Annotated in this window: 10 protein-coding genes; 5 read left to right on the top strand and 5 right to left on the bottom strand. The window is 66.5% G+C overall.

The window, feature by feature from the left end:
• Positions 1 to 40: 40 nt before the first annotated feature.
• On the bottom strand, positions 41 to 403 hold the full coding sequence (locus GR167_RS19145; RefSeq protein ID WP_160975344.1) for an Hpt domain-containing protein: 363 nt from the start codon (positions 401 to 403) through the stop codon (positions 41 to 43).
• Between the two features lie 205 nt (positions 404 to 608).
• Here GR167_RS19145 and GR167_RS19140 point away from each other — a divergent pair, with 205 nt between their 5' ends.
• Genes GR167_RS19140 through GR167_RS19120 form a run of 5 tightly spaced genes read left to right on the top strand, consistent with a single transcriptional unit; the run spans position 609 to position 8,061 of the window.
• Complete coding sequence (locus GR167_RS19140) at positions 609 to 2,360, top strand: TackOD1 domain-containing metal-binding protein (protein ID WP_160975343.1); 1,752 nt, start codon at positions 609 to 611, stop codon at positions 2,358 to 2,360.
• Positions 2,357 to 3,622, top strand: a complete 1,266-nt coding sequence (locus GR167_RS19135; protein ID WP_212770042.1) for a glycosyltransferase family 2 protein — start codon at positions 2,357 to 2,359, stop codon at positions 3,620 to 3,622. The genes GR167_RS19140 and GR167_RS19135 overlap by 4 nt, the downstream gene beginning before the upstream one ends.
• Before the next feature lie 2 nt (positions 3,623 to 3,624).
• Positions 3,625 to 4,707, top strand: a complete 1,083-nt coding sequence (locus GR167_RS19130; protein WP_160975342.1) for an HlyD family secretion protein — start codon at positions 3,625 to 3,627, stop codon at positions 4,705 to 4,707.
• 14 nt (positions 4,708 to 4,721) lie between these two features.
• Positions 4,722 to 7,682 (top strand): HAMP domain-containing sensor histidine kinase, encoded by a 2,961-nt coding sequence (locus GR167_RS19125; RefSeq protein WP_160975341.1) that lies wholly within the window; start codon positions 4,722 to 4,724, stop codon positions 7,680 to 7,682.
• Complete coding sequence (locus GR167_RS19120; protein ID WP_160975340.1) at positions 7,672 to 8,061, top strand: response regulator; 390 nt, start codon at positions 7,672 to 7,674, stop codon at positions 8,059 to 8,061. Before GR167_RS19125 ends, GR167_RS19120 begins: the two co-directional genes overlap by 11 nt.
• A gap of 5 nt (positions 8,062 to 8,066) precedes the next feature.
• Here the strand turns inward: GR167_RS19120 and galE are convergent, their stop codons facing one another.
• From galE to GR167_RS19100, 4 genes are all read right to left on the bottom strand, one after another.
• Positions 8,067 to 9,083, bottom strand: a complete 1,017-nt coding sequence (gene galE / locus GR167_RS19115; RefSeq protein ID WP_160975339.1) for a UDP-glucose 4-epimerase GalE — start codon at positions 9,081 to 9,083, stop codon at positions 8,067 to 8,069.
• 215 nt (positions 9,084 to 9,298) lie between these two features.
• Positions 9,299 to 10,318 (bottom strand): hypothetical protein, encoded by a 1,020-nt coding sequence (locus GR167_RS19110; RefSeq protein ID WP_160975338.1) that lies wholly within the window; start codon positions 10,316 to 10,318, stop codon positions 9,299 to 9,301.
• A 101-nt stretch (positions 10,319 to 10,419) separates the two neighbouring features.
• Entirely contained in the window at positions 10,420 to 10,611 is a 192-nt protein-coding gene (locus GR167_RS19105; protein WP_160975337.1) for a YgaP family membrane protein, read from the bottom strand.
• A gap of 215 nt (positions 10,612 to 10,826) precedes the next feature.
• On the bottom strand, positions 10,827 to 12,452 hold the full coding sequence (locus GR167_RS19100; RefSeq protein ID WP_160975336.1) for an AMP-binding protein: 1,626 nt from the start codon (positions 12,450 to 12,452) through the stop codon (positions 10,827 to 10,829).
• Between the last annotated feature and the right edge of the window lie 125 nt (positions 12,453 to 12,577).

Raw genomic sequence — 12,577 nt, 5'->3', positions numbered from 1 at the left:
GCCATCCGCCTTTCCCCACCCCGGAATTCTTCCGCCCGCTTCACCCGGCATGATAAAGCGCCGACTGTTCCGGTCTGAGCTCCGCAACCAGCGCATCGAGCTCGGAGACAAGCGCCAGTGCGCGGGCAATCCCGCCCGCATCCGGTGTGCCGCCCGCGCGCTCCAACCCGCGCAACAGCGTTTCCAGCTCCTGCGCGACGGCGCCGACCTCGTGAAAGCCGATGCTGCCGCTGCTTCCCTTGATCTTGTGCACCAGTCCGGCGCCTTCGGAAATCGCCCCGCCCGCTTCGCCCGCCGGGGGGCGCAGCCGCGCCAGCACCTCGCGCAAATCCTGGACCTCTTCGCGCAGCGAGGCGCAATGGAGGGCGATCAGACCGCGCAGTTTGTCCTGAAATGCCGTCATCGGTTTTGCCTCGCTCCTGATCGCTTCCCCCGGAGGATCGAATCACAGACCGGGTTAATGCGGCGTTAGCGGAGGAAGGGGGGGACAACCTAACCGAGTGTGAGTTCACAAAAATTCGGCTTTTATGGGTTTTTAACGCCCTTGACTCATTGTGCTTCGGACCGGGGAAATTTCGCCCCGAACGGCCCTTATTGGAGAGCGTTACATGCCCGACACGACGCCAGCAGAGGACGGCACTGAAGCCGCACAAAGCGGTGATGCCAAACGCATTCTGGTGGCGGAGGACAGTTCGGCGATCCAGGACCTGCTGCAGCTGATCCTGACGCAGCGCGGTCTCAGCGTCGACATCGTCGAAGACGGCAAACAGGCGCTCGACGCGATCCGGACGCAGGGCTACGACATCGCGCTGCTCGATTTCAACATGCCGGAAATGACCGGGCTCGAAGTGGTGGCCAAGTATCTCGAAGACCCGGCCAAGGGGCCGTGCCCGCATTTCGTCGCGATCACCGGCGACGTGCAGGGACTGTTGGAAAGTCAGGACAATTGCGAACATTTCGACCGGGTCATGGCCAAGCCGCTGGACATCAACGAGGTTTTGTCGGTGATCGGCGAGCTGGGCCGCGCCCGGCCCGAAGCGCCGGGGATCAGGCCCGTTCGTCCCGCCGCGGGCGGGGCGCCCAGCCGTTCACCGATCGAGGATGTCGGCTATCGTTTCCTGCGCTGGCCGTACGATGCCGACCGCCGCAGGCTCACAGCCGGGGCGGAGGGCTATGATGCGGTTCTGGTCTATGAGGCCGACACGCCCGATGATCTGGCGCCGCTCTGGCAGGGGCGGGGGCTGAACCTGCTGCCGGTGATCGACCTGACCGGGCGGCTTGGCGCCGGTGCCGATTTCGATGCCAGCGGGGTGGGCGGCGACGTGGCGGAACACGTCACCCGGCTAATCGACGGGTTCGGGGACCGCCGCGCGGCCTTGCACCGCGATGTCGCCCGGTCGGAGGATATCGGGGATAAGCTGCTGGCGCGCATCCATGTGTCGGGCGCCGATCTGATCCCGCGGCTCGACGGCAACCGCAAGGGGCTGGTCGGCTACAACCTGACACTGGCCCCCGAAACCGTCCGCGCGGCGGCGGGGAAACTGGTCGGGCGGGGCCTGCTGGCGGCCGATTTCTTCGAGCGGCTGCATGTCTGCGGCAATTGCCGCTCGGCCCGGATGATCGTGCGCGAAGAATGCCCCAGCTGTCGCTCCGCCCAGATCGAGGAAACCTCTTACCTGCATCATTTCCGCTGCGCCTATCAGGGGCCGGAGGCGGATTTCCGCACCGGCGACGACCTGATTTGCCCCAAATGCCGGGTCGAGCTGCGCCATTTCGGGCGCGATTACGACCGGCCCGGAACGATGCTGGTCTGCCAGTCCTGCGGCCATGCCGCCGCCGAACCGGCGGTCGGCTTCGTCTGTGCAGATTGCGGCACCCGCAGCGAGGGCGAGGCGGTGGCGACCCGCGACGTGCACCTCTACCGGCTTACCCGGGACGGTATCGGCTATCTCGAGGCGGGGGCGGCGTTTCTCGGCATGGCGCAGCAGGTGCTGCGCTTCACCGATCTGCCGCTCGATCTGGTGGTCGCGCTGAACGGCGAGGCGCGGCGCTATAACGAAACCGGCGCGGCCTTCACGCTGCTCAGCATCGCCTATCGCAACGAAAGGCCGATCGCGCAGGATCACGGCGCCCGGCAATTCGCCGCGACCCGGCGGCTTTTCACCGAACTTCTCGGCCAGCGGCTGGACGGCGGGGCCAAGGTCATCTCCGGCGGTGCCTTCGATTACGCGCTGCTGCCCGGCACCGGGCCGGAAGCGGTCAGCGGGCGGATCGGCGATCTGGGCAAGCGTATCGCGGCGGAGCTGCGTTTTGACCCGGGGGCGGAGATTTCCGTTTTCGGACCCGAGGATCTGGGATGATGGGAACGCTGCTGCCCGACGCTCTCGATTTCCTCAAGGCGCAGAGCTTCGCGTCGCTGCTGGCGCTGTATTGGTATATCGCCCTGTTTGAAATTCCGCGCTACGGGGTGTCCTTCCTCGTTGCAGCCCTGTTCCGACCCGCGCCGCCGGGGGCGGGGGCGGCCGATGGGGTGGGGCGGCTGAGCGCCATCATCGCCGGCCATAACGAGGAAGAGGCGATCGAACGCTGCGTTCTGGCGCTGCACGAACAAAGCCGGCCGCCGGACGAAATCATCGTTGTGAGCGATGGATCGACCGACCGGATGTCGGCGGTGATCGCGCGGCTGTTGCGCCAGGGGCTGATCCAGCAGGCCCATGCCACCGATCTGCGCGGCGGCACCTCGTCGGGGGTGAACCTGGCGGCGCGTTGGGCCACCGGCGATATCCTGATGAAGGTCGATTGCGACTGTTCCTTCGACCGCCACGCGTTGCGAAATATCCTGACCCCGTTCCAGAACCCGGCGGTGGGGGCGGTGTCGGGCAATATCCTGGTGCGCAATCCCGGTGAAAGCCTGGTCGCGGCCTTCCAGGCGATCGAATACATGATCAGTATTTCGCTGGGCAAACAGGCGGCCGATGCGCTTGGCCAGGTCGCCTGCGTCTCGGGCGCGTTCGGCGCCTTCCGCCACGAAGCTTTCGAGGCGGTCGGCGGCATGGATGCGGGCGGCGGCGAGGACTTGGATTTCACCCTGCGGCTGCGACGCGAGGGCTGGGAGGTACGCTTCGCCGCCGACGCGATCTGCTACACCGATGTGCCCGCGACGCTGATCGCGCTGATCCGGCAGAGGTTTCGCTGGGAACGCGACGCGGTGCGGCTGCGCTACCGCAAGCATGGCGAGATGATGAACCCGTTTTCGCACCGGTTCCGGCCGCGCGAATTGCTGCATGAGGTCGAATTCCTGGGCTTCAACGTGATCGCCGCCGCGGCGCTGCCCTTCTACCTGCTGGGACTGTTTGCCTCTTATGGCGGCTTCGCCCTGATCGTGCTGGCGGCGGCGCAGGCGGGGCTTTTACTGCTCGACCTGGCGAGCTTCCTTCTGGCCGCCCATGCCACGCCGCGCGCGCGGGCGATGGGGCTGCTGTGGTTCCTGCCCGGATACACCGTGTTCAACGGTTTTTTCATGCGGTTCATCCGGCTTGCTGCCTATGCCCAGGAATGGGCGTTCGACCGGTCCTATTCCGACCCCTACGTCCCCAACAAAGTCCATCGGGAGCGCCTTTGATCATGGTACGCAGACTTCGCAATCGACCCCGCCCGGACACCCATGCCAACCAGCTGCGCAAGGCCGGGGGCAACTGGGCCAGGCGGGTTTACCTCGTGCTGCTTCTGGCGCTGGCCATGGGGCTGGGCAATTACGTCTGGGGCGATCTGCTGCTGTTTCGCGCCGACGGCATCATCCTGTGCCGGCGGGTGGATATTGCTGCCACATCGGTGGTTCGTGTCGAGGAGGTCTTCGTCACCCGGGGGCAGTCGGTCGAGGCCGGCGATCTGCTATTGCGGGTCAGTTCCGCCGAAATCCTCGACGCCATCGCCGAACAGACCCTGCGCATCGCCGAACTGGCCCGCGAGGAAGCGGCGCTGCGCAGCCGGGTCCGCCGCGCCGATGCACTGTTGCCGCTGGCCCGGCGCCGGGCGCTGCGGATGTCCGAGGCGGCAGCGCGGCTGGCCGATCCGACGGCGAAATCGCTGGTCACCGCCGACCGGCTGGCCCGGGCGCTGGACGACGAATACGACGCCGAGGCGGAACAGGCGCAGCTGAGCGCCGAAAGCACCGCTCTGGAAGCCGAGATCGCAACGCTGACCTCGGCCCGGGCGGCGGCGGCCGAGGCGCTGAAGGGATTGGAGCATCATTATGCGGCCGGGGAAATCCGCGCCGGCGTGTCCGGCACGATCAGCGCCCAGGTGCCCGCGGTGGGCGAGGTGTTTGCCGCCGCGACCCCGCTTCTGTCGATCCATTCGGGGCAGGAATACGTGCTGGCCTATCTGCCCAGCAGATACCTGTTGCCGATCAATGAGGGCATGCGGGTGCGGATGTCGGACGGACGGCTGACCGCCAGTGGCGAGATCGTGGAAATCCTGACCATATCGGACACCCTGCCCGATGCGTTCCGCACCGCGTTCAAACCCGGCGACCGCCGCCAGCTTGCCCGCATCCGGCTGAGCAGGCCGCATTCCTTCCCGCTGTTTTCCGACATCCGCGTGACCCAGGACTTCCGGCTGCAGCGCGTTGCCGACGCGGGCTTGGCCTGGCTGCGGGGGCATCGCCCGTTGCCGGGCGATGACGCCCTTGCCGCCGCCGGGCAGTGAAGGGGGGATGTCAGGTGAAGATCGGCATTGCCAACAGGGTCGCCATCGCCACGACCTCGCTGCTCGTGACCGCGATATTCATCATCTCGGGGTTTCAGTACCAGTCCAACATCCGTCACCTGGCCCTGCGCGAAAGCGACCGGCTAATGGCCAGCGTCAAGCGGCTGCGCGACCAGGTCAGCAGCAATATCGCAGAGCTCGACCGCGACGCGGCCCTGCTGGCCGATTTCCCCGCCGTCTATGGCGTGATGCGCGCACAGCTCAATAACGGGACCGACCCGCTGGACCAGTCGACCGAGGCGCAGTGGCGCGCCCGGCTCAACCGGTCCTTTCACGGGGTGCTGCGCGCCAACCCCAAATATGTCCGGGTCGAATTCATCACGCTCGGCCCCGCGCCCGAGCATATCGTCGATATTTCCCTGCGGCCCCGGGGGGCGGAAGATCCCGGCCCGGCGGGCAGGCCGGTGCCGTGGCTCGATCTTGGCGCGGCGGCGGGCGGGGCGGTGCGCGGCGATCTGCATTCTGGCCTGCTGCTGCGGGAGCAAGACACCGGCGCCAGCGCCGAGCAGCTTTCGCTGATCCAGGCGGCGCGGATCGTGCAGAGCCCGACCGGCGCCCCTTTCGCGGTCATCCTTCTGTCGCTGGATTTTTCCTGGGCCTTCGCGCAATTCGCCGGCACCATGCCGGACCAGCAGGACAGTTTCCTGGTCGATCTCGACCGTGGGGCGGGCATTCGGTCGGGCGATGGCGTCACCATTGTCGGCGATCTCTCGACCGTCGCCGGGGACCCCGAACTGCAAACCCTGTTCGGCGCGGGCGCACGCTTTCACGGCATCGTCGGGCAACCCGGGCAGGCCAGCATCGCCTATCTGACCGAACTGGACCCCGGCGCCGCCGCTGCCGGGCGGGGGATGATGATCGGGTCGCTGGTCCCGGCCGAGAAGGTGTTGGCCGACCTGCCGGGCCTCCGCAAGGACCTGATCGCGCTGGCGGCCTTCCTGGCGCTGGCGGGCGGGGCGGTCATCTTCGCCATGAGCAACATCATCCTGGGCCGGTTGCGGTCGCTGAGCCGGGCGACCCGGGTTCTGTCCTCGGGGGGGAACGCCGCAACGCTGCGCCTGCCTGCCGCCAGCGGCGACGAAATCGGCAGGCTGAGCGCACATTTCCGCGACATGGTGGCGGCGATCGGCCAGCGCGAGGAAACCCTGCGCGACAGCGAGGCGCGGATGCGGTCCATCGTCGAGGCCGCGGGCAGCGCGATCCTGTCCACCGACGCGGCGGGGCGGATCGAATCCGCCAACCCGGCGGCTGGAATCCTGTTCGGCGCGGGCGAGGATGGGCTTGTCGGCCGGACGCTTGCCGATCTGCTGGATCTGCCGCGGGTGGGCGACAGCGGTGTTTCGGTTCTCGAAGCCATTGGCGCCGGGCACTCCGCGGCCGACATCCTGCCCGAGGGTGGCATCAGCGCCCGGCGGCTGGATGGCGGCGCATTCCCGGCGCATCTGTCGCTGGGCCGGGTGTCGCTGCGCGACCGGATGGTGTTCACCGCGATCATCACCGACCTGACCGAAACCAAGCGGATGGAGCGGATGAAGAGCGAATTCGTGTCCACCGTCAGCCACGAATTGCGTACGCCGCTGACCTCGATCAAGGGGTCGCTGGGGGTGTTGCTGGCCGATGCTCTGGCGGGCGAGGTTTCCGACAAGGCAAGATCGCTGATCCGGATCGCCAGCCGGAACAGCGACCGGCTGATCCGTTTGATCAACGACATTCTGGACATCGAAAAGATCGAAGCTGGCAAGCTGGTGTTCGATTTCGAACCGGTCAATGTCGCAGCGAAGATCGACCAGGTGCTGAAGGAGATTTCCGGCTTTGCCGTCGACAGCGGCGTGACGGTTGCCGCCGACGATATCGCGGATGACATCTGGGTCGAGGCGGATCGCGATCGGCTGTCGCAGGTGCTGACCAACCTGGTGGCCAACGCGGTGAAGTTTTCGCCCGAGGGCGGGACCGTCACGCTTGCCGCCGCGCCGGCGGCGGGCGGCCGGGTGCGGATCAGCGTCTTGGATAACGGTCCGGGGATCGACGCCGCGTTCCAGGGCCGGATTTTCGACAAGTTTTCCCAGGCCGACAGTTCGGATGCGCGCCAAAAAGGCGGCACCGGGCTGGGGCTGGCGATCGCGAAATCCATCGTCGACGCGCACGGCGGCTGCATCGGGTTCGACACCGAACCCGGCGCCGGAACCTGCTTCTGGTTCGAACTTCCCCGGCGGCGGTCGGCCGCGCCGCAGTCCCCCGGCGCAGCTCCGAAGGTTTTGATCCGCCGGGACGGGACCGGGCTGCGGCAGGTATTGGGCGAACTGGGATTCGAAACACTGCTTTGCCCGTCCGAAGCCGAGATCAGGGCGCGGCTGCGGTGGGCGGACCAGGCGGAGCTGTTTTTGAATCTCGATATGCCCGGGCTTGACCTGACCGCTCTGATCGCGGAATTGCGGGATCGGGCCGGTGCCCCGGATGCGGCGGCAGCGGGCGCGGCGATCACTGCCGCGCAATGGCTGCAAACACAATCCGGGGCGCAGGGGCTTCGCGATACGCTGTTGCGGGCCGTGTCGGACAGGGAACCCGGCGCGCTGCGGCTTCTCTATGTGGCGGGCGAGGGCACCGATGGCGCCGCCGCGGCCGAAGCGGTCGGCGGCGAGATGGCGGTCGACATGGCCCTCGGCTGCGCGGCTGCTCGCACGATGCTGGCCAATAACGCCTACGACCTTGCCGCGCTGGACCTGACCCTGCGCGACCATGCGGCCGCTAGCGCGTCGGCGGCGGCGGAGGCTCGGCAGCCGCTGCCGCCCATCTTGATCTATTCGATCCTCGACCGGGGCAGCTATCCCGCGCGGCATCTGTCCGGCGCGCTAGTCCGGCTGGCGGGGGATGGCGCAGGGGCGGATAACGGGGAAAGGACCCATCATGGCACGTGAGCTGAAGCGCATCGCCTATGTCGAGGACGAACCCGATATCCGCGCGGTGGTGGAACTGGTGCTGACCACGCTTGGCGGGGTCGAACTTGACGTCAGCACCGACGGGGCCGAGGCGCTGCGGCGCATCCCCGCCTTTGGCCCCGATCTGATCCTTCTCGATGTGATGATGCCGGGGATGCACGGGCCCGAGGTGTTCCGCCGCCTGCGCGAGATGCCCGGTTGCGCGGTGATCCCGGTGGTTTTCATGACCGCAAAGGCGCAGAGGCAGGAATGCGACAGCTATCTCGACCTCGGCGCGGCGGCAGTGATCCCGAAACCGTTCGACCCGATGACCCTTTACGATCAGCTGTGCCGGATCTGGGACGGGGCGGGGGCGTGACGGGATTATCCCGCATCATAGCCGTTGGGATTGCCCGATTGCCAGTTCCAGCTGCTTTGACACATCTGCCGCAGATCGTGCCGGGCCCGCCAGTCGAGCAGAGCTTGCGCCTTTGACGTATCGGCGACCGAACGCGCGATGTCGCCGGGCCGCCGCGGGCTGATTTCATAGGGGATGTCATGACCCGACGCGCGGGCAAAGGCATCGATCACCTCCAGCACCGAATAGCACCGGCCGGTGCCGATATTGAAGACCTCGAACCCGCTGTGCCTTGCGGCGAAATTCAGGGCGGCGCTGTGGGCGCGGGCCAGGTCTTCGACATGGATGTAGTCGCGCATCCCGGTGCCGTCGGGCGTGTCGTAATCGGCCCCGAACACCCGAACCTTGTCGCGCCGTCCGACCGCGACCTGCGCCACGAAAGGGACCAGGTTGTTGGGCTGGCCGCGCGGGTCCTCGCCGATCCGGGCCGAGCCATGCGCGCCCACCGGGTTGAAATAGCGCAGCACCACGACCGAGGCGCCCGGCGTGGCGCGTTGCCAGTCCTTCAGGATCTGTTCGGCCATGTATTTGCTGTGCCCGTAGACGTTCACCGGCGCGCAGGCATGGGTTTCGTCGAAGGGCAGATAGGCCGGTTCGCCATACACCGTCGCCGAGGAGGAAAACACGATCCGCCCGCACCCCGCGCGTTGCATCGCGGCCAGAAGCGTGCCGGTGCCGGACACGTTGACCGAATAGTAATCCAGCGGGATTTGCGCGGATTCTCCCACCGCCTTCAGCCCGGCGAAATGAATCACCGCGTCGGGGCGGAACCCGGCCATCACCCGGTCGAGCCCCGGCCCGTCGCGGATATCCACCGCGTGGTGTTGCAGCGGCGCGCCGATCTGTTCCGACACGCGGTTGAGGACTTCGGGCGATGAATTGTCGAACGTGTCGAGGGCGCAGATGTCGTGGCCCTGGCCGTGCAGGTCGATCAGGGTATGCGATCCGATATAGCCCGCCCCGCCGGTCACCAGAACCCGCATGTCAGCGCACCACCACGCCAGCGCCGTTCCCGGCCCGCGTTGCCCGCACGCTGACAGGGGATTTCGGGATGTGAAAAAGATCAACGGGCATCGGGTATCAGACTCTCCAACCCCGATCCGCAAGGGTGGCGGAAGGGGGCGCTGCGATGGCAATCGCCCCATGTTCGGCAGGGAGTCTTAAGATGCCATTACCGCCGGTTTTCGCGGCGCGGGCGTCAGCCTTCGCAGATCGCCTGCAGCCGGATCCAGTCGCCGTCGGACAGCACCGGGCTTGGGGCTTCGCCGGGGAAGGGATCGGCCTCGATCAGCGGCAGGGTGGTTTCGCCCGACACGTCCCGCGCATAGGCATAGGGGGTGGATTTCACCCCGGCCGCGCGGAACCCTTCCAGCAAGATATCGGCGGGCAGATCGGCCAGCGGGCGGGTCAGCAGGGTTTCGGCATAGGCCTTCAGCGCCTCGTCGGACAGGTTGCCGGTGGTCAGCAGCTTCAGGCTGCTGAACATGCCGCTGTCGCTCAGCACCCGGCCCAGCGGATCGGTATCGCGGGCGCGCAGCATTTCGGCGATGATATGGCCGGCGGCGACATCGGGGACCTCGTGATCCTCGAACAGGCTGCTGCTGAGCACCATCAGGTTGCCGGGCAGCATCGCGGCGTCGAACACCGAGGTCTGCACCACGCTCAGCCGCAGCCCGTCCTGGGTCAGCCGTTTCGCCAGCCGGTCCAGCGCCGGGCGCGCGCCGGGCGCGTTGCAGGCGGGGCCGGCGACCCGTTCGACATGGGCCAGAAGCTTGTTGCCGATATCCTTCCGGGTGACGGACGGCACCACCGACAGCGCGTGATCGATCATCGCGCCGGGCAGCCAGAACACTCCCACCGCCAGTACCGAGGTAATCGAGGCCGCCATCATCACCGCCCGGAGCCGCCCCGGTTTGGGCCGCCGCCGTTCGATCGCGTGCCGCAGCTTTTCGATCGCTGCGACCATTTCGCCTTCGTTTTCAGGAAGTTCCAGCGTTTCGCCGGGATCGCCGTCGGGGTGATAGATCGCCGGCCAGTCGCCGGGATTGACCCGCACCAGCGCGGGCAGCGACCAATGGGTCAGCGCCCGGTCGCGCAGGTCGGAAATCATCAGCGTCGCGTCGCCGATCGACACGATCACCTCGCGGCGCTGATCCTCGGGCGACGCGCGCCAGAGCCCGGATGCCTCGATCCGCTGGTATTTCGTCAGGGCTGTCATTCAGGGGCTGCTCTGCCTAGTGCTTTGGTCCCTGAATAACATGGCGTGGGGTGGGGCGTCCATCGGCTAGGGCAGGTGACGTGACACCTGCCCTGCGCGGATCAGGCGTTTTTCAGGCCGATCATGCGGAAGATGGACGCGGCCGGGCACATCCCGGTGAAGGCCGACTGGAACAGGTTGGCGCCGATGAAGGCGGTGAACCAGACGAAGCCCGGGTGAACGAAGTAGGTCAGCACCAGCGACAGCAGAACCATGAAGCCCGCAAAGGCGGTGACGGCTTGATTGACGGTCATTTCGATATCCTCTTGTGTGGGCGCATCGGGCGAAGAAACCGCAAAGCGGCGTTTTGCGCGGCCCCGGTGCGTGTATTGATATTCCATATATGGAATATTTTGCGCAATGCAAGAGGCGTGCTGCCGCAAACCGTGGAAGGACGCTCGCCGATCTCCACCAGCAGATTGCCTGCAGGCGATGCGAGACGGTCTGAAAAGACCGGCGAGCGCGCCGGTCAAAGCCCCTTGGCCAGCGTCCTCAGTTCGAATTTCTGGATCTTGCCGGTCGAGGTCTTGGGCAGTTCCTGGAATACCACCTTCTTCGGCGTCTTGAACCCGGCCAGCCTTTGGCGGGCAAAGGCGATCAGCTCGGCCTCCTCCGCCGAATGGCCGTCCTTCAGCTCGACGAAGGCGCAGGGCACCTCGCCCCATTTTTCGTCCGGCTTCGCCACCACCGCGCACAGCAACACGTCGGGGTGGCCCATCAGCACGCCCTCGACCTCGACCGAGGAAATGTTTTCGCCGCCCGAAATGATGATGTCCTTGGCCCGGTCGGCGATCTGCACGTAAGTGTCGGGATGCTGCACCGCGATGTCGCCGGTATGGAAATAGCCGCCGGCGAAGGCTTCGGCGGTGGCGTCGGGATTCTTCAGGTAACCCTTCATCACGCCGTTGCCGCGCATGACGATTTCGCCCTGCGTTGTCCCGTCCATCGGGATCTGCTGCATCTTTTCGTCGACCACGGTGATGTGTTCGTAGATCGGCATCGCCACGCCCTGGCGCGCCTTGATCGCGGCGCGGTCGTCGCCCTGCAGCGGGTCCCAGTCGGATTTCCAGGTGCATTCGGTGGCCGGGCCGTAGACCTCGGTCAGACCGTAGACCTGGGTGACGTTGAACCCCATCGGTTCGATCTTGGCCAGGGTCGCAGGCGCGGGCGGGGCGCCGGCGGTGAACACCTCGACCACGTGGTCGAAGGCGCGCCGGTCCGCTTCGGGCGAATTGACCAGCGTGTTCAGCACGATCGGCGCGCCGCCGAAATGGGTCACCTTTTCATCCGCGATGGCGTCGAAGATCGCCTTGGCGGTGATGTCGCGGCAGCACACCACGGTGCCGCCCAGAACCGGCATCATCCAGGTGTGGCACCAGCCGTTGCAGTGAAACAGCGGCACGATGGTCAGGTAGCGCGGGTGAAGCGTCATCCGCCAGCTGATCACCTGTCCCATCGCGTTCAGGTACGCCCCGCGATGATGGTAAACCACGCCTTTGGGCCGCCCGGTGGTGCCGGAGGTGTAGTTGAGCGCGATGGATTCCCATTCATCCTCGGGCATGATCCATTCGAACGCGGGATCGCCGGTTTGCAGCAGCGCCTCGTATTCCATGTGATCGCTCAGCGCGTGGACACCGGCCTGATCGTCGGCCACCTCGATCACGATCGGGGCGGCGCCGTCCATGATCTCGACCGCCTCGGCCAGCATGGGCAGGAATTGCGGGTCGCACAGCACCACCTTGGCCTGCCCGTGATCGAGGATATAGGCGACGGTGTCGGGTTCCAGCCGGGTGTTGATCGTGTTCAATACGCCACCGCATGCGGGCACGCCGAAATGCGCCTCGGCCTGGGCGGGGATGTTGGGCAGGATGGTGGCCACCACGTCGCCCGGTTCCACCCCCAGCTTGACCAGCGCCGATGCCAGCCGCGTCACCCGTTCGTGGTATTCCACGTAATTCTTGCGATGCGTCCCATAGGCCACCGCCAGGTGATCGGGGAACACCGCCGCCGCGCGGGTCAGCCAGGACAGCGGCGTCAGCGGTACATAATTCGCGTCCGTCTTGCCCAGACCGGTTTCGTCAGCCATCCAACCCATGAAATATCCTCCTTCGTTCGGGCGCATATTGCGCGGCTTGGGCGGCGATGAAAAGTCCGTATGATTACCAATCGGAATGCGGATCGCAGGGGACTTTTCCCGCGCCGCGCTTTGGGTTAGCGTCG

This window comes from Thalassovita mangrovi (genome assembly GCF_009857745.1).
In the GTDB taxonomy this organism is placed as follows: Bacteria; Pseudomonadota; Alphaproteobacteria; order Rhodobacterales; family Rhodobacteraceae; genus Thalassobius; species Thalassobius mangrovi.
The sequence above is the reverse complement of the archived record's forward strand: the minus strand, read 5'-3'. Positions and strand labels throughout refer to the sequence as shown.